A 15,788-nucleotide genomic window follows, 5' to 3' on the forward strand; every position below is an offset into this window, starting at 1 on the left:
CCGTCAAAGCAGCAGTTGTGCCTCGGGTCCGCCTCGTTCATGCGGCCGCGTGGCTCGGGGTGCCGTTCCGACGCGGGTCAGTTGCCAGGTGACTTGCGGCGTCACGGCAGCATCGAAGTGGATCGCCAGCTGTTCGGTTCGCCGCTTGCCGTCGGCCGCGGCGAGAAAGATGCTTTCTTCGATCGTGACCACGAGGCCGGAGGCCTCGAACTCCCAGACTTCGCCAGAGGGCAGTGCGAGCAAGGCGCTTTCGCCCTCGCGGATCAGGCTCGCACGAATGCCGGGGTGCAAGTGGAAGCGCGCCACGGCCGGCAGCGCTTCCGTTTCCTTGGGCAGGGCAATCTCGTCTTCGCCGGTCAGCGTCGTGCCGTCATTGCTGAGCAGCAGCCGGCGGGTGTGCAGCGCGCCGAGAGTGCGGCGATAGCCGTCGTGGCTCGCGACCCATTCATGGCCAGCCTCGCTGTCCTGCCGCGCGACCCGCACGTCGGAGGGGCCGGCGGTGATGCGGTGCTCGCCGAGCACGAGGCCGAAGGAGGCGCTGGAGCGCTCCGCCAGAATCACCGTGGAATGGGCTGCGGTGCTGCGCGCGGCCAGCCGAAGCTCGGGAGGCCCGAAACGGCTGGCACCGCAATTGACGACGATGCGCTGGCTGCCGCTGGAGAACTCGAAGGACAGGCAGCCTGCATGGGCTTCGACCGAGTTGGCCCCACGGGGCGCCGCACCGGCATCGACCACCACGGTGCTGCGGCCAGCGCCGAGCCGGTCATAGCCGGAATAGGCGGCATGTTCGATGGGGCGGGCACGCGCGTCGTCATAGGCCGCGAGCGTCGCCATCAGATCAGGCGGGGTAATGCCCATGCCGTTGAAAAGGGCGAGCGAACCATCGCCATGCCGGAACAGCCGCAGATGCGGCATCATCCGCTCGATCGCCATGAGCACGCTGCGCGGCGGCTCGAGCCCGCGCGCGACAAAAGTCTCGCGCAGGGGCAGGAGATCGAGCAGCAACTCGATGATCAGCCGCGGATTACGGCTGAGATGGCCGCCATCGGGCAGGATCTGGACGTCGAGCTCGTCGGACAGGGCGGCCTCGGCTCGTCTCAGCCGGCGCTCCTGGCCGTCGAGACTGATCGCGGCGAAAGTCACCGCGATCAGGCATTGCAGCCGCGCTGCACCATCGACTGCGCCGGACAGCGCCAGCGTCAGCCGCTCCGTCAGCCGCGCGACATGGCGGATGAAGCGCTCGTAGAAGGCGTGATCTGCGCCCTCGAGCAGGAGCGGCGAATGCGACAGGAAGGAGATCAGTCGACGCGCGGCGACTGCCGGCAGCCTCGCGATCTCACTGCGGTCGTGCCGCCTGTCGATGAACTCATCGACCAGCGCGCGCGCATTGGCGCGGGCGATCGCGGTATCGGCGGCGCGCATGTGCCGAAGCCATGAGAAGCCGTACAGAGCCTCGGACCAGCCCTCGCTCGGCGGCAGGCAGTCGAAGGGCGATTCGCCATGGGTTCTCAGCGTGCGCCCGGCAAAGGCATAATACCCGGAATAGATATCGCCGGCCGTGGTCGGATCGGCCGTGCGCAAATCATGCGGAGCAAAGAGCAGACGGGTGGCCTGAACATGGCCGAAAGGCCAGAGCCTGCGCGCGGCGCCGACGAACTGGCCACGCGTACGCCGCGCAGCCCGACCGATCGCCGCCTGGGCAAGCCCCCTACGCTCAGTCCAGCCGTTCAATGCCCCCGCTCACTCCGTCCCGATGCGAATCGTCCCGGAGGACGTGGTCGCGCCCTGCGAATCCCGGCTTCGTCATAGCCTGATCAGACGGCTTGCGTAAAATCCTGTCCATCCGGAGAGCCGCGGAGTTTCGCCGCGCAGCTGATGGGGCAGGGTACGAAGGTCGCCGGCGGCGTTGATCGCCTCAGGAAGACCGCCGATTTCCTCGGGCTTGATCGGCAGGCGCGTAAAGTCCGGGTTCGCGGCGAGGAAGGCGTCGATCTGGTGTTCGCCCTCTTCCGGTTCAAGCGAACAGGTGCAGTAGACCAGGCGGCCGCCGGGGCGCGTCAGGCGCGCCGCCGCGTCGAGGAGCCGGGCCTGGAGCGCGGCAAGCTTGTCGCGATCCTCGGGCGTCTTCGTCCAAGCGACATCGGGATGGCGGCGGATCGTGCCCGTGGCGCTGCAGGGAGCATCGAGCAATACCGCGTCGAAGGGCTCGGTCTGCCAGTTTGCAGCGTCGGTCGCCAGGATCTCGGCCGTGAGCCCGAGCCGCTCCAGATTGGCGCGCAGGCGGCGCAAGCGCGGCGCCGAACGATCGACTGCGGTCACGGCGGCGCCGGCCGCCGCGAGCTGTGCCGTCTTGCCGCCCGGAGCGGCGCAAAGATCGGCGATGCGTTCGCCCGGCTTGGCCGCCAGCAGCAGCGCCGGCAGTGCCGCAGCGGCGTCCTGCACCCACCATTCGCCTTCCGCAAAACCGGGCAGGCTCGGCACCGGCGAGCGTTCGCGCAGACGTACCGATCCGGTCGGCAGCACGATGCCGCCGAGTTTCTCGGCCCAGCCTGCAGCGTCACCCTTTACGCTCAGATCGAGCGGTGGCTCGTCGGCGTGGCTTGCTGCGATCGCGGCGGCCGTTTCATCGCCATAGGCGTTGCGCCAGCTTTCGGCGAGCCAGGGTGGGGTATCGGCAAGGGGGGCGGAGCTTCCGTTCAGGATGGCGTCGCGCTCACGGGCGAGCCGGCGCAGCAACGCATTGCCCAGCGCGACGTAGCGGGCCGAGCGCGCATCCTCGTGGAGATGGCGGATCGCGAGATCGACAGCGGCGTGATCGGGCACGTCGAGGAACAGGATCTGGGCCGCGGCGGCGACCAGGATTGGCTCGAACGGGCCGGAATTCTTCGGGCTGCCGCGTTCGAGCCGCGCATTGATGGCGTGCTGGATCGTGCCGAGCCGACGGAAGGCGGTGATGGCGATGGCGCGCGCCAATGCCGCATCGGCTGCATCGAGCCCGAAGGTCGGGCTCATGCGCTCATAGGTTTCGTCGAGCGCGGTGCCGGCCCGCAGCACCTCGTCGATCAGGTTTGCCGCAAGGCGGCGCGCCGGCAGACCCGGTGCGTCATCAGCCGGCCGGGCGGGAGCCGGTGCCGGTTTGCGGCGCGAATTGTCCTGTTCAGTCATCTCAGCCCCACGGGCCAGGCTTGTGGGAGCCGTTCCACGGGCTCCGTGCGGCCTGGCTGGTGAAACCGCCGGCATCGCGACCTCGGCCGATACCCATGGCGCGCGCCTGCTCCATCAGGGCGGCGATGCGATTGCCGGTGTCGGGGTGGGTCGAAAACAGAGAATCCATGCCGCGTCCGCACAGGGGATTGATGATGAACATGTGGGCCGTAGCAGGCTTGGCCTCCGCCGTCTCGTTCGGAATATGCGCGACACCCCCCGCGATCTTGGCAAGCGCGTCGGCGAGCGCGACCGGATTGCCGCAGATTTCGCCGCCGAGCCGGTCCGCCTCGTATTCGCGCGACCGCGAGATCGCCATCTGGATCACCATCGCGGCCATCGGTGCGAGCACCGAAATCAGGATCTGCACCAACAACCCCGGCCGGTTCTCACGCGAACCGAAGAACATGCCGAAGGTGGTCAGCGAGGAGATCGCGCCGGCCATGGTCGCGGTGATGGTCATCGTCAGGGTGTCGTGATTTTTGATGTGGGCAAGCTCGTGGGCCATCACGCCGGCGAGCTCATCGTAGCTCAGCGTGCGCAGGATGCCGGTGGTCGCGGCGACGGCTGCGTTCTGCGGGTTCCGCCCCGTGGCGAAGGCGTTGGGCTGCTCCTCGTCGATCAGGTAAACCCTCGGCATCGGCATGTTGGCGCGCGCGGCGAGGTCGCGCACCATGCCATAGAGCTCGGGCGCGCTGCGCTCGTCGACCTCATGGGCATTGTGGGAGGCGAGCGCGAGCCGGTCCGAATTCCAGTAGCTGTAGAGATTGGTCGCGGCGGCGATGCCGAGCGCGATCAACATGCCGCCCGCGCCGCCGAGCAGATAGCCGACCACGGCGAAGAGCGCGGTTAGGCCGGCCATCAGGATGCCGGTGCGGACGTAGTTCATCTTGGTTCCCTTTGTCTGTTGCAGGCCGGGATGGAGAATTGGCTCTCCCCGAATGCCGATTTCGGCCTTATGTGGTGAAGACCATGCCGATCCCGCAAGAGAGCACTGCGCCGATGCCAAACGACCTTGCCAAGGATCAAGCCGCGGTCCCGACGAGCGAGACCGATCAGACCAAGAGCCTTTCGCCGGCGGCGCAGCGCGCACTGGCCGAAGCACAGGAGCGGCGCGCCGAGATCGACGCCAAGGCGGCGGCGGCAAAGCGTGACAAGGAGCTCAACGGTCGTGGCGGTCTCGACCCGGTGCGCTACGACGACTGGGAAGTGAAGGGAATCGCAAGCGATTTCTGACGGGTGGTTGCCAAGCTCCGCACCTGCCGTCAAACAGGGCGGGACGGGGATGGAACGGCCACGCATGGATCGCGACACCAAACGCCTCGCCGCCTTGCGGCGACTTCTGACCGAGGCGCACCAGAAGCTCGGATTGAAGCTCGGCTTCGCATTATGGGACGGGAGCCGCATCCCGTCCGAGTGGCCCCAGGACGGCCTGGCGATCGCGATCCGAGATTCCGGCGCCGTCGCGGCGCTGCTCCGCAAGCCAAGGCTCGACACGCTGCTGCATCTGCATGTCACCGACCGGATCGCGATCGTGAACGGAACGATCTTCGATCTCGCGGCGGCGCGGCCGGAAGGCAAGGTCGGCCGGCTGGCGCGCGGTATCCCGAAATCGGCGGTGTTCGATGTCGTGCGGCGTTTCGCGTTCGCGCCCGGCGCCGCGCCGCAGGCCGTCGAGCACCTGCAGGGCGACAAGGCGGCCCGCGATGGCGCGCCCGCCACCAACAAGGCCAATATCGCTTATCACTACGACGTTTCGAACGCTTTCTACCGGCTCTTCCTCGATGAGGAGATGGTCTACACCTGTGCCTATTTCACTGAGGATCATACCGATCTCGAGCGGGCGCAGCGCGACAAGCTCGACATGATCTGCCGCAAGCTGCGTCTGCAGCCCGGCGAGAAGTTGCTCGATATCGGTTGCGGCTGGGGCGCGCTGATCTGCCACGCTGCGCAGCATTATGGCGTCGAGGCGCATGGCGTGACGCTTGCCGAGGAGCAGCTCGCGCTGGCTCGCGAGAAGGTCGAGCGACTCGGTCTTCAAGACAAGGTCACGCTGCATCTCAAGGATTTCACTGAGATGGAGGGGGTCTTCGACAAGATCTCCTCGATCGGCATGTTCGAGCATGTCGGCATCCGCAATCACCCGGCCTATTTCCAGGCGGTGAACCGGCTGCTCAAGCCGCGCGGTCTCTACCTGCACCATACGATCTCGCGGCGAGCCAAGAAGACCGAGCGCGCCTTCAACAAGATGCCGGCCGAGTACCGGGCGCTGGTGCGCTATATCTTTCCGGGCGGTGAACTCGACCATCTCGGCATGTCGATCGCCAATCTCGAGCGCCATGGCTTCGAGGTGCATGATGTCGAGGGTTGGCGCGAGCATTACCAGCGCACGACGCGGCTATGGTTCGAGCGGCTGAATGCACGCAAGGCCGAGGCCGAGGCGGAGATCGGTCCCGAGCGGACGCGGATGTGGCTGCTCTATCTGGCTGGCTGTTCGCTCGCCTTCGAGCGCGGTGGCGCGCTGATCAACCAGACGCTGGTCTCGAAGCGGCGCAAGGGACCATCTGGTCTGCCGCTGACGCGCGCCGACCTCTATCGCTGAGCGTGGCGATAAGCGGATAGGCAATATGGCCGGCCTGGAGCCGACCATCTCGTCCCGGACTGAACATGTGATCCAGGGATGCCCGGGTCGTGCCTGGGCATGCGCGCAGCGCGCGTCTACTTCTTCACGAAGAGATCGAGCTTACCGTAGTGCTCGGCGAGCAGGTAATAGAAGGTCAGGCGCGACTTGGTTTTGTCGTCCTTCATGTGCTCGCAGGTTGCCTTGATGGATGCGTCGAGATCGGCGCTCTTGAGACCGAGTTTCTTCTTCAGGAAGTTCTCGCGGACACGCTCCAGTTCGGCCGGATCCGTGCAGGCGACGAAGCGGGTGTCGGGCTTGCCCATGACGAGCGCGTAGGATTTGGACATACCGGCAAAGGCAGCTTCGTTGACGGCCTTCCTGGCGTATTTCTTGACGTCGGCGAGATGATCCATCGATAGCCCCTGTTGGGCTCGGTGCTTCAGGCCCGAGCGCGATTGAAGTCGTGCAGGCAAACGTTAACGCGCTTCTTTGTCGCAGGCGAGAGGTTACGCTAGGCGAGGGTGCCCTTTTTCGGCGAGCTGCCGGGAGCGCTTGCATTGCGTCGGCGAGATGGCGGTCCCCGCTCCGAAATGGGTTGAGCGAGCTGCCTTTCGATGTTGCGATGCAACACCGCCACGGAGCTCGATTCCAGATGAAGCCGACCATTCTGATGGTTCCGCGTCTGCCTGATCGGCTCGTCGCGCGTCTGAACGAACGCTACGCATTGCTTGGCCCGATGGCGCGCTCAGCTCCGGACGCGTTGCCAGAAGGGGCCGGGGAGGCTCAGGCCCTCCTGACCATCGGCAGCCACAAGACGGATGCGGCGTTGATCGACGCCCTGCCGAAGCTGCGGCTGATCGCGTGCTACGGCACGGGCTTCGAGGGGGTCGACAGGCTGCGCGCGAAGGAGCGCGGCATCCTGCTGAGCAATGCCGCCGACAGCAATGCGACAAGCGTCGCGGAATTTGCCATGGGTCTGCTGCTGGCCAGCGCGCGGCAGATCAATAGCGGAGACCGGTTCCTGCGCGCCGGACGATGGCAAGGCAATGCGGTCGCGCGGATGGCGCATGTGCCTGGCCTGGCTGGTCGCAAGCTGGGCATTTACGGACTTGGCGCCATCGGTGCCCGCATCGCCAGTCGCGCTGCGGCCTTCGACATGACGATCGGCTACCATAATCGTTCGCCGCGCGCGGACCTGCCCTATCTCTATCACGACAGCCTGCTCGGGCTGGCTCACTGGGCGGACCTGCTGGTCGTTGCCGTCCGTGCCAGTGCCGAAAACCGCTACGCGATCAACGCGGAGGTGCTGAAGGCGCTTGGCCCGCAAGGGCATCTCGTCAATATCTCGCGCGGCATCGCCGTGGATGAGTCGGCGCTGTGCGACGCGCTCGAGACGGGCGTGATCGCGGGCGCGGCGCTCGATGTCTACGAGAACGAGCCGCACGTCTCCGAGCGATTGCGGGCCTGCGAGAATGCGGTGCTGACGCCCCATATCGGCGCCAATGCGGAATCGGCGCAGCATGCCCAGCAGGATTTGCTCATCGGCAATCTCGCGGCCTTCTTCTCCGGAAAGCCATTATTGTCCCCGGTTGCCCTCTAAGGCATCGGCCCGAAAAGTGGATTGCGGTTCTCTGGACGGCCGATGCAATCACAAGAGATGATCTAAGGCAGGACCACCACGGGCGTGCCCATGCGGACGCGGGCATAGAGGTCGATCACGTCGGGGTTGTGCATCCGGAAGCAGCCAAAGGAGGCTGCGGTTCCGATCGTGCCCGGCGCGTTGGTGCCGTGGATGGCGTATTCACCACCCGGCCCGAGACCGATGACGCGGGCGCCCATCGGATTGCGCGGCGAGCCGCCGGCGATGACGTCGGGGAGGTTCGGCTGGGCGCGCTTGACCTCGGCCGGGGGGCTCCAGGCCGGTTCGACGGCGAGTTCCTCGACATATTTGACGCCGCGCCATTGCTTGCCGGCCTTGCCGACGGCGATCTGGTAGCGGATCGCCTCACCCGGCGCCGTGACAAAATAGAGGCTGCGCTGGCCTGTACGGATCACGATCGTGCCGGGATAGTAGCGCTGGTCCTGGAACTGGACGAGCTCGCGAGCGAGCGCGGGACGGCCGGCGAAGGCAAGGGCCAGCAGGGACATCGCGCCTGCAAGCAGCAGGTCGATGGGGGCGAGGCGTCTGGTCACGGTTCATCTCCCGCTTCGGGTTCTGCGGGAGATGTGGCGCTGCGACCGTGAACCGGCGGTTGAGCGATATGGTGAAGCCTGGATTCACGATGAATCCGGCGTAAAATCGATCATTCCGATGATTTCGGTCAGGCGTTCAGGACCTTCATCCGATTGAGCGCCTCAGTCACATCTCCGTCCGACAGCGCCAGGCCAAAGCCGAAACGCAGCACGTCGCCGCGATGATCCGTGGCGATGCCGCGCTTCGCCAGTGCCGCCTCCAGCGCGCCGGCTTCGGGCGTGCGGAAGGCCAGGAAATTGCCATGTGCCGAGGGATTGCCAAGGGGCGTCATGAGCTGCGCCGGGGATAGCCAGGGAATCGTCAGCGCATCGAGGCCGGAGAGGAATTGCCGTATCAGGGAGAGGGCGTGCGCGTGGACGTGATGCGCAGCGAGGCCATTGGCCTCTAGCCACGCCAGCACGGCTCGCATGCGATAGAGCCCGCCGGGATCGAAGGTGGCGCCGAGGAAGCGGCCGCCATCGGCGGAGTAGCCGACATTGCTGCCGGGCGGAGCCGCGAGCGCACCAAAGGCTGCAAACCATCCGGTGTCGCGCGGGCGCGGGCCATAACCCGGCGGGCAGTGCATGAAGCAGCAGCCCTCGCCGGCCATCGCGTATTTATAGCCGCCGGCGATGTAGAAGACGCGGTCCGCTATCGCCGAAAGGTCGGTCGGCAGGGCGAGGTAGCCGTGATAGCCGTCGATCGCGACCAGGGTTTCCTCGGACGCTACTGCGCCGGCAAGTGCTGCGAGATCGCCGGAGGTCGCTCCTGAATTGAACAGGACCTGGCTGACATAGATCAGGTCGTGCCCACCGGCGATGATCGCCGTCCGGAGGCGCTCGTGAAATGTGGCGAAGGGCTCGGCGTTGATTTCGTCGAGCTGGATCAGCCGCTCTTCGGCCAGTCGCGCGAGCTGCCGCCGCGCCGTGTGGAATTCGGCGTTCGTTGTCAGGACGCGAGGGGGGCGGTCGGTTGGCAGGCAGGAGAGCAGGCGACGCAGGAATTCGTGGGTGTTCGGCGCGAAGGCGATGCTCGACGGATCGGGAAGCCTCAGTTCGCGGGCAATTCCGGCCTGAACCGCCGGAATCAGCTCGCCGAAGACGAGGCTCCATTTATGGCCCGCAAGGCGGGCGGCATCGGTCCAAGCCTGTTCCTGTGCCGCGAAACTGACATCGGGCCAGTCGTGATGGCTATGGGCCGCGAGGTTGATCCGCTCCGGCGCCGCGCTCCGAAAACGGCTGAAATGAGCTGTCCAGTCGCCGCGCATCAGGCCGCTCCGTAGCTGAAACCCATGCGCCGGCGTACCCCCTCGGGCAAAGCCGGCAGGTCCCGGGCGGCAAGCAGATAGCTGGAGAGATGGAAGAGGTCGATGAAGATGCGGTGCTTCTCGGCCGTGGCACGCAAATAGCCCGAGCCCGAGGAGCCGCCGGTGCCGGGCCGGACGCCGATCATGCGCTCGACCATCAGCGCATGGCGCAGGCGCCAGAGCGTCAGGCTTTCGTCGATGTCCATCAGGCTCTGCAGCAGCCGGAAGGGCTGCTGGAGCACTGGCATGTCGCGATAGAGCGCGATGAACAGAGCCGCTTCGATCGCGCGCGCCGACATGTGCCAGGTTGTCCCGGCGGCGTCCGGCTCGAACAGGGCCTGGAAGCGGGCGAGCGCCGTTTCGATCGCGGCGGCATCGGCCTGGCGCTGCGCTTCCGGCAAGGACGGGTCGGTGCCGACGCTGCGCGCATCGCGCTGCAGCGCCGCGGTCACGGCGGCACGATAGCTTTCGCGGAAACTGTAGTCGCCCAGTGCGACGAAGGGCGTGCGCGCGAGCCAGGCGTCAAGCTGGGACAGCAGGGACGGCTTATGCGCGGCGTCGAGCCTGGCCCGATCCTCGGGCGCCAGGCGTTCGCGCATGCTCTGATCGTCGATCCGGAGACGGAGTGTATCGGCAAGACCGAGACGGCTCTCGATCAGCCGGAACTGCACGGACTGGAAGCCCGAGGCCGGGGTCAGCAGGTCGCGGAATTCCAGGAAGCCGGCGGGCGTCATCGTCTCCAGCACGTCGAGCTGGCCGACCAGAAGCTTCAGGATCTCATGAATGCGGCCGAGGCCCGCAACGATGCGGCCAAGATTCTCGTCGGCGACCGGGCTCGCCGAGAAATCGAGCTGGATGCGGTCGAGCTCATGCAGGATCTGCTTGAACCAGAGCTCATAGGCCTGATGGACGATGATGAAGAGCATCTCGTCATGCGCCGGAGTGCCGACCTTCGCGCTCTCCAGGGTCTGGCAGGCCAGCAGATCATCGACCTGCAGATAGCTTCCGTAGGACAATCTGCGCGGTGAAGCGGCCATGATCGCGGACCCCGGTTCGGAGCAGTTATTTCAAACTTAAAATAACTGGTCCGGGGGATCAAGCGGCTGCGGTGGGCCGATGCTGCTGGGGCAGGAGGAAGGGCAGGCCGGCGGCCGGCGCGCGGCTGAAGCTGAGGTCGACCTTGAAGACATTGCGCAGCAAGGCGTCGTCCAGCGTCGCTGCAGGGGCTCCCTGGGCGACGATGCGACCGCGGTCCATCACGACGAGGTGGTCCGCATAGGTCACGGCGAGATTGATGTCGTGGAGCACGATCAGAACGGCCACACCGCGGGCCGCAATCGCACGTGCCATGTCGAGCAGGGCGAGCTGATGGCAGAGATCGAGACTCGCGATCGGTTCGTCGAGGAAGAGTGTCTGCCGTGATGCGACGCTGCGGCCGGCCTCGAGCTGGCAGAGCACGCGGGCGAACTGCACGCGCTGCTGCTCGCCACCTGACAAGGTCTGATAGCGCCGTGCAGCGAGTTCGGCGACGCCGGCTGAGGCCAGGCACTCGCCGACGAGAGCTTCGCGGCGCTGACGCGACAAGGCGCGCCCGACACCGTCCACGCCGAGGCGCGCGACCTCATAGACGCTGAAGGGAAAGGCGAGCCGCGTGTGCTGCGCCATCACGGCGCGCTGGCAGGCCAGGCGCCAGGACGGGATCGCGGAGAGGCGCTCGCCGTCGAGCAGGACCTCACCATTGGCAGGCTTCAGCTCGCCGGTGACCAGCTTGAGCAGGGTCGATTTGCCGGCGCCGTTGGGGCCGATCAGGATCGTGGTCTTGCCGGGTTTGAGATCGAGCGAAGCCTCACTGACCAGCGCCCGCCCGCCGACCACGAAGCTCAGGGACCGACCCGACAGGATCGGCTCGCCATTGATCGGCTCAGACATCGAGACCATCCGCGCGACGCAGCAGGAGCCACAGGAAGAAGGGCGCGCCGAGCGCCGCGGTGACGATGCCGATCGGCAATTCGGCCGGAGCGACGATCAGGCGCGCGACGATGTCGGCGGCGACGAGAAGCGTTGCCCCGCCGAGCGCCGAGAGGGGGAGCAACAGCCGGTGATCGGGGCCGATGGCGAGGCGGATCAGATGCGGCACGACGATGCCGACGAAGCCGATCACGCCGGCCGAGGCGACGCTGGCGCCAACAGCCAGCGCCACCAGCACGATCGCCAACGCCTTGATGCGCTGCACCGGGATGCCGAGATGATAGGCTTCCGCCTCTCCAAGCATCAAGGCGTTCAGCCCGCGGGCCAGCAGGGGCACCGCCAGCAGCAGCGGCAAGACGATGGGCGCGATGACCACGAGCTTTGTCCAGCTCGCGCCGCCAAGGCTGCCGAGCGACCAGAAGGTCAGGTCGCGCAGCTGTCGGTCGTCGGAAATGAAGGCGAGGACGCCGGTGAGGGCGCCCGCCAACGCGCCGAGCGCGACCCCGGCGAGCAACATGGTTGCGACCGAAGTCCGACCCTGGCGGGTCGCAATCAGATAGAGGGTCAGCGTCGAGATCAGGCCGCCGCAGAAGGCGCCGAATGGGAGGGCTGCAAAGGGCAGCTTCATCGTCAAACCGGCGAGGAGCCGGTCACCGAGCACGATCGTCGCGGCCGCCGCCAGGCCGGAGCCGGCGGAGACGCCGACGAGCCCGGGATCCGCGAGCGGATTACGGAAGAGCCCTTGCATCAGAGCTCCCGAAATCGCGAGTGCGGCGCCAACGAGGGCGCCGAGCAGCACGCGCGGCAGGCGGATATTGAGCACGACGAGCGCGTCGCGCCCTTCCAGCAGGGCGGTCTCGCCTGTCAGCCTGGCCCAGAGGATCTCGGCGACCCGGCCAGGCGGAATCGAGAACGCGCCTTGCCCGACGGCCACGATCATCAACAGGCCGCAGAGCAGGACAAGGCCGGCAACGACCAAAGCGGCCTGCCGCCTTTGTCCGGCCGCGAAGCTGACGAGCGCGCTCATCGCGCCGGTCGGACGGACGGCGAGCGTCATGGCGCGGCGGCGGTCTTGAGCGGCGGGATCGCGGCCTCGGGATAGAGCGCCGCCATCAGGTCGCGGGCTGCCGCCGGTGTGCGCGGCCCGAAGCCGAGCAGGTAGAGGCCATCCATTCTGACGAGCGCCATCTTCGCTGCGGCCGGGGTCTGCGAGAAGGTCGGCATGGCGAACACCTCTTCCGGCGATGCATTATGACTGCTGCTGTTGCGCATCATCAGGATCACGTCGGGCGCCGCGGCGATGATGGCCTCCTCGTTCAGGGGCTTGAAGCCCTCGACCGCAGTCGCGGCATTGACGCCGCCAGCCATCTGGATGATCGCATCGGCGGAGCTGTTGCGGCCGCCGACCAGCACGCGGCCGTTCTGGAGCGACAGGACGAAGAGCACGCGCTTCTTGGCCGGCAGGCCGGAACGTAGCGTCAGAAGTTCATCGAAACGCAGCTTCGTCTGCTGTGCGAGGCGAGCGGCGGGTTCGGCTGCACCAGCCACCGCGCCAATCGCCTGGATCTTGGTGACGACACCATCAGGCGAGTTGTCTTCCGGGATGCTGGCGAGGCGCAACCCGGCTTCGTTGAGCAGAGAGACCGCCCCGGGCGGCCCGGCGCCTTCGAGGGCAATGACCAGCGAGGGCTTGAGGGAGAGCACGCCTTCGGCCGAAAGCGCACGGACATAGCCGACGCTCGCCTTGTCGCGCAGGGCCTCGGGCGGGAACTGGCTGGTGGTGTCGACACCGACGATCCGGTCCTGCAGGCCCAGAGCATAGAGCACCTCGGTGATCACGCCGCCGACAGCAACGATGCGATCCGGAGTTTGTGCCTGGGCCGGGCTGGGGAGCATGGATGGGGCAAGGAGGCCGGCGGCGGCCAAAAGGGTCAATCCGATCGCGGCGCTCAGCTCGCGTCGATGGGGCCGTGCGCCGAGCGGCCTCGCAGGCGCCAGGGGGCTTGGCATGATGGTCTCTCCGCTTCCGGGTTTCGCCTCAATGGAAGACGGGATCGAAATCGATCTCGTCTACCTAAGAGTGCGCGACATCTCGTCATCTGAAGGTGATCTAAAGCAGTTATCAGTTTTTAATTATTCTAAGAAACAATAATGCTTAAGCGTTGTTGACGGTGATATTCAGCTTTACTACAAAGGGTCAAGAGCGGCGCGCCGGGACGGTGCGACCGCCCGCGCCAGCCAGCCACACGCAGCCCGCGTCCAGCCAGCCAGTCGCTGCAAGATCTTCAGGTCAGGTTCGGGGCTGGACGCATGAATTCTCACGCCGCGCTGTTGCGCGCTTCCGTTTCCGTGGCGGCGATCGCGCTGTGGTCGCTTGGCGCTCAGGCTCAATCCCAGCCGGCGCCGACCGCCCCCGCTGCGCCGATTGCGCTGGACGAGATCACCGTAACGGCGAGCAAGCAGGAAGAGCGCGCGATCGATGCTCTCGCCTCGGTCTCGGTGATGACGCGCAACGAGATCCGCTCGCAGCAGCCGCAGAGGCTCGGCACTCTCCTGAACCAGATGCCCAGCGTGTCGACGCAGGAAAACCCGAATGATCCGGCAACCGCGATCAATGTTCGTGGTCTGCAGGATTTCGGCCGCGTCGCGGTGACGATCGACGGCGCGCGCCAGAATTTCCAGCGTTCCGGCCATAATGCCAATGGCGCCTTCTTCCTCGATCCCGCCTTCGTGCGCGTCATCGACGTGACGCGCGGCCCGGTTGCCAACATCTACGGTTCAGGCGCGATCGGTGGCGTCGTGTCCTTCGAGACGGTCGATCCCAAGGATGTCCTCAGGCCGGGCGAGCGCGCTGCGCTCGAGATCGGCGGGACGGGCGTGTTCGCCCGCCAGTCCGGCGTCTTCGGCAATGCCATCGGCGCCTTCCGCGCGAATGATGTCGTCGAAGGCCTGGTCGGGCTTTCCTTCCGCTCGCTCAATCCCTATCGCGACGGCAACGGCACGAAGATCGCCGATAGCGGGCAGGACCTGGTTTCAGGTCTCGGCAAGATCGTGATCACGCCCGGCGAAGGCCAGGAGCTCAAGCTCGGCGGCCAGTACCAGCGTTACGATTTCTCCAACGGTGTCGGCACCCCCACGGCCCCGCGTCGCGACAACGAGGTCACGACGCAGAACTACACGGCGCGCTACAGTTTCTCGCGGCCCGATATCCCGTGGCTGAACCTGAACATCGGTGCGTATTCGACCTCGACGGACACAGACCAGACCCAGATCTCGGGTACGGGCGCGGCCCTGGGCGCGAAGCGCTATTTCAAGGTCCAGACCACGGGGTTCGACATCTACAACACCTCGAAATTCGATCTCGGCGCGGCAGCGCTGAATCTGACTTACGGCGCGGACTGGTTCGAGGATCGCGTCAGGACCAGCGATCCGGTCGGCAATGGCGACGAGACGACGCCGTCCGGCAAGCGCAGCGTCTATGGCGGCTTCGTGCAGAGCCACGTCAAGTATTCGATCTTCGACCTGATCGGCGCGCTGCGCTACGACGCCTATGAGCTCAGCGGCGGTCGCACCTCTTCGGATGGCAACCGCATCTCGCCCAAGCTGACGCTCGGCGTCACGCCGCTGCAGGGCCTGCAGGTCTATGGCACCTATGCCGAGGGCTATCGGGCGCCGTCGGTGACCGAGACGCTGGTCGATGGGCCCCATCCCGCTCCGGCCAGCTTCATCTTCCGGCCGAACCCGAACCTGAAGCCGGAAGTGGGCAAGACGCTCGAGGCCGGCGTCAATCTGAAATATGACGACATCCTGAGCGAGGGCGACCGCTTCCGCGGCAAGCTCGCCGTCTACAGGAACGACGTGAAGAACTATATCGACGGTATCTTCGTCGATCCCGGTGCTCCCTGCGGCGCGCCCATTCCGGGCGCCTGCAACGACGCCTTCTTCTCGTACCAGAACGTTGCCAAGGCGCGCATCACCGGCTTCGAGGCCGAACTCGGCTACGACGCGAAGCGCTGGTTCATGACCCTTGCCGGCTCGACCATCCGCGGCGACAACAGGACGCTGAACCAGCCTCTGGAGTCGATCTATCCCGACAAGCTGGTCCTCAACGGCGGTTTGCGCTTCTTCGAGGAAAAGCTGACGGTGGGCGCCCGGCTGACGCTGGTCGACGATCAGAAGCGCCTGCCGCCTGGATCGCAGGTGCTCGCGAGCAAGGCCTATGCGCTGGTCGATCTCTACGCCGACTACAAGATCACGCCGGATGCACGCGCCTATCTCTCGCTCGAGAATGTCGGCGACGTTCGCTATCGCCGCTACCGCGACGGTGACAACAGCCCGGGCTTCGTCGGCAAGATCGGCTTCTCCACGCGCTTCGGCACATGAGGACTGCAATGCCGCGCGACATTGCCCGCTTCCCGTTCAACCAAGCCAGCCAACAGCCAGCCAACTGAGGA

14 protein-coding genes are annotated in these 15,788 nt (G+C 66.3%); 4 read left to right on the plus strand and 10 right to left on the minus strand.

Features of this window, described 5'->3' with window-relative positions:
• Positions 1-3: 3 nt before the first annotated feature.
• The 3 genes from AB4099_RS29180 to htpX all read right to left on the minus strand — a co-directional run bounded on the left by AB4099_RS29180 (position 4) and on the right by htpX (position 4,093).
• Complete coding sequence (locus AB4099_RS29180; protein WP_441480669.1) at positions 4-1,731, minus strand: heparinase II/III family protein; 1,728 nt, start codon at positions 1,729-1,731, stop codon at positions 4-6.
• 72 nt (positions 1,732-1,803) lie between these two features.
• Positions 1,804-3,165, minus strand: coding sequence for an RsmB/NOP family class I SAM-dependent RNA methyltransferase (locus AB4099_RS29185; protein WP_441480670.1), 1,362 nt, complete (start codon positions 3,163-3,165; stop codon positions 1,804-1,806).
• Between the two features lies 1 nt (position 3,166).
• Positions 3,167-4,093 (minus strand): zinc metalloprotease HtpX, encoded by a 927-nt coding sequence (gene htpX, locus AB4099_RS29190; protein WP_441480671.1) that lies wholly within the window; start codon positions 4,091-4,093, stop codon positions 3,167-3,169.
• 113 nt (positions 4,094-4,206) lie between these two features.
• On the opposite strand from htpX, the gene AB4099_RS29195 reads away from it, so the two are divergent.
• Both AB4099_RS29195 and AB4099_RS29200 read left to right on the plus strand, forming a co-directional pair.
• The gene (locus tag AB4099_RS29195) at positions 4,207-4,440 is read left to right on the plus strand and encodes a DUF1674 domain-containing protein (protein WP_113517729.1); all 234 of its coding nucleotides are present in this window, start codon (positions 4,207-4,209) and stop codon (positions 4,438-4,440) included.
• A gap of 64 nt (positions 4,441-4,504) precedes the next feature.
• Positions 4,505-5,806 carry a class I SAM-dependent methyltransferase gene (locus AB4099_RS29200; protein ID WP_441480672.1) on the plus strand — a complete coding sequence of 434 codons (1,302 nt, stop codon included), beginning with the start codon at positions 4,505-4,507 and terminating at the stop codon, positions 5,804-5,806.
• Between the two features lie 116 nt (positions 5,807-5,922).
• On the opposite strand, the gene AB4099_RS29205 is transcribed toward AB4099_RS29200, so the two are convergent.
• The gene (locus tag AB4099_RS29205; RefSeq protein ID WP_069878671.1) at positions 5,923-6,240 is read right to left on the minus strand and encodes a DUF2853 family protein; all 318 of its coding nucleotides are present in this window, start codon (positions 6,238-6,240) and stop codon (positions 5,923-5,925) included.
• 239 nt (positions 6,241-6,479) lie between these two features.
• Here AB4099_RS29205 and AB4099_RS29210 point away from each other — a divergent pair, with 239 nt between their 5' ends.
• Positions 6,480-7,427, plus strand: coding sequence for a 2-hydroxyacid dehydrogenase (locus tag AB4099_RS29210; RefSeq protein WP_441480673.1), 948 nt, complete (start codon positions 6,480-6,482; stop codon positions 7,425-7,427).
• A 62-nt stretch (positions 7,428-7,489) separates the two neighbouring features.
• Here the strand turns inward: AB4099_RS29210 and AB4099_RS29215 are convergent, their stop codons facing one another.
• The 6 genes from AB4099_RS29215 to AB4099_RS29240 all read right to left on the minus strand — a co-directional run bounded on the left by AB4099_RS29215 (position 7,490) and on the right by AB4099_RS29240 (position 13,344).
• On the minus strand, positions 7,490-7,975 hold the full coding sequence (locus AB4099_RS29215) for a L,D-transpeptidase (protein WP_113517728.1): 486 nt from the start codon (positions 7,973-7,975) through the stop codon (positions 7,490-7,492).
• Between the two features lie 173 nt (positions 7,976-8,148).
• On the minus strand, positions 8,149-9,327 hold the full coding sequence (locus AB4099_RS29220) for an aminotransferase class V-fold PLP-dependent enzyme (protein WP_441480674.1): 1,179 nt from the start codon (positions 9,325-9,327) through the stop codon (positions 8,149-8,151).
• Complete coding sequence (locus AB4099_RS29225; protein WP_441480675.1) at positions 9,327-10,403, minus strand: tryptophan 2,3-dioxygenase family protein; 1,077 nt, start codon at positions 10,401-10,403, stop codon at positions 9,327-9,329. Before AB4099_RS29225 ends, AB4099_RS29220 begins: the two co-directional genes overlap by 1 nt.
• A 58-nt stretch (positions 10,404-10,461) precedes the next feature.
• Positions 10,462-11,295: a heme ABC transporter ATP-binding protein gene (locus AB4099_RS29230; RefSeq protein ID WP_441480676.1), complete on the minus strand. Its 834-nt coding sequence runs from the start codon at positions 11,293-11,295 to the stop codon at positions 10,462-10,464.
• Entirely contained in the window at positions 11,288-12,391 is a 1,104-nt protein-coding gene (locus tag AB4099_RS29235) for a FecCD family ABC transporter permease (protein ID WP_441480677.1), read from the minus strand. The genes AB4099_RS29230 and AB4099_RS29235 overlap by 8 nt, the downstream gene beginning before the upstream one ends.
• Positions 12,388-13,344: a heme/hemin ABC transporter substrate-binding protein gene (locus AB4099_RS29240; protein ID WP_441480678.1), complete on the minus strand. Its 957-nt coding sequence runs from the start codon at positions 13,342-13,344 to the stop codon at positions 12,388-12,390. Before AB4099_RS29240 ends, AB4099_RS29235 begins: the two co-directional genes overlap by 4 nt.
• A 300-nt stretch (positions 13,345-13,644) precedes the next feature.
• On the opposite strand from AB4099_RS29240, the gene AB4099_RS29245 reads away from it, so the two are divergent.
• Positions 13,645-15,717, plus strand: coding sequence for a TonB-dependent hemoglobin/transferrin/lactoferrin family receptor (locus AB4099_RS29245; protein WP_441480679.1), 2,073 nt, complete (start codon positions 13,645-13,647; stop codon positions 15,715-15,717).
• Positions 15,718-15,788 lie beyond the last annotated feature (71 nt).

It is taken from the genome of Allobosea sp. 2KB_26, assembly GCF_052115715.1.
In the GTDB taxonomy this organism is placed as follows: domain Bacteria; phylum Pseudomonadota; class Alphaproteobacteria; order Rhizobiales; family Beijerinckiaceae; genus Allobosea.

Coding starts and splice junctions, on each gene's coding strand:
- AB4099_RS29215 (WP_113517728.1), bottom strand. CDS start 7,975: ATGTCCCTGCTGGCCCTTGCCTTCGCCGGCCGTCCCGCGCTCGCTCGC.
- AB4099_RS29185 (WP_441480670.1), bottom strand. CDS start 3,165: ATGACTGAACAGGACAATTCGCGCCGCAAACCGGCACCGGCTCCCGCC.
- AB4099_RS29200 (WP_441480672.1), top strand. CDS start 4,505: ATGGATCGCGACACCAAACGCCTCGCCGCCTTGCGGCGACTTCTGACC.
- AB4099_RS29225 (WP_441480675.1), bottom strand. CDS start 10,403: ATGGCCGCTTCACCGCGCAGATTGTCCTACGGAAGCTATCTGCAGGTC.
- AB4099_RS29220 (WP_441480674.1), bottom strand. CDS start 9,327: ATGCGCGGCGACTGGACAGCTCATTTCAGCCGTTTTCGGAGCGCGGCG.
- AB4099_RS29195 (WP_113517729.1), top strand. CDS start 4,207: ATGCCAAACGACCTTGCCAAGGATCAAGCCGCGGTCCCGACGAGCGAG.
- AB4099_RS29230 (WP_441480676.1), bottom strand. CDS start 11,295: ATGTCTGAGCCGATCAATGGCGAGCCGATCCTGTCGGGTCGGTCCCTG.
- AB4099_RS29235 (WP_441480677.1), bottom strand. CDS start 12,391: ATGACGCTCGCCGTCCGTCCGACCGGCGCGATGAGCGCGCTCGTCAGC.
- htpX (WP_441480671.1), bottom strand. CDS start 4,093: ATGAACTACGTCCGCACCGGCATCCTGATGGCCGGCCTAACCGCGCTC.
- AB4099_RS29240 (WP_441480678.1), bottom strand. CDS start 13,344: ATGCCAAGCCCCCTGGCGCCTGCGAGGCCGCTCGGCGCACGGCCCCAT.
- AB4099_RS29205 (WP_069878671.1), bottom strand. CDS start 6,240: ATGGATCATCTCGCCGACGTCAAGAAATACGCCAGGAAGGCCGTCAAC.
- AB4099_RS29210 (WP_441480673.1), top strand. CDS start 6,480: ATGAAGCCGACCATTCTGATGGTTCCGCGTCTGCCTGATCGGCTCGTC.
- AB4099_RS29245 (WP_441480679.1), top strand. CDS start 13,645: ATGAATTCTCACGCCGCGCTGTTGCGCGCTTCCGTTTCCGTGGCGGCG.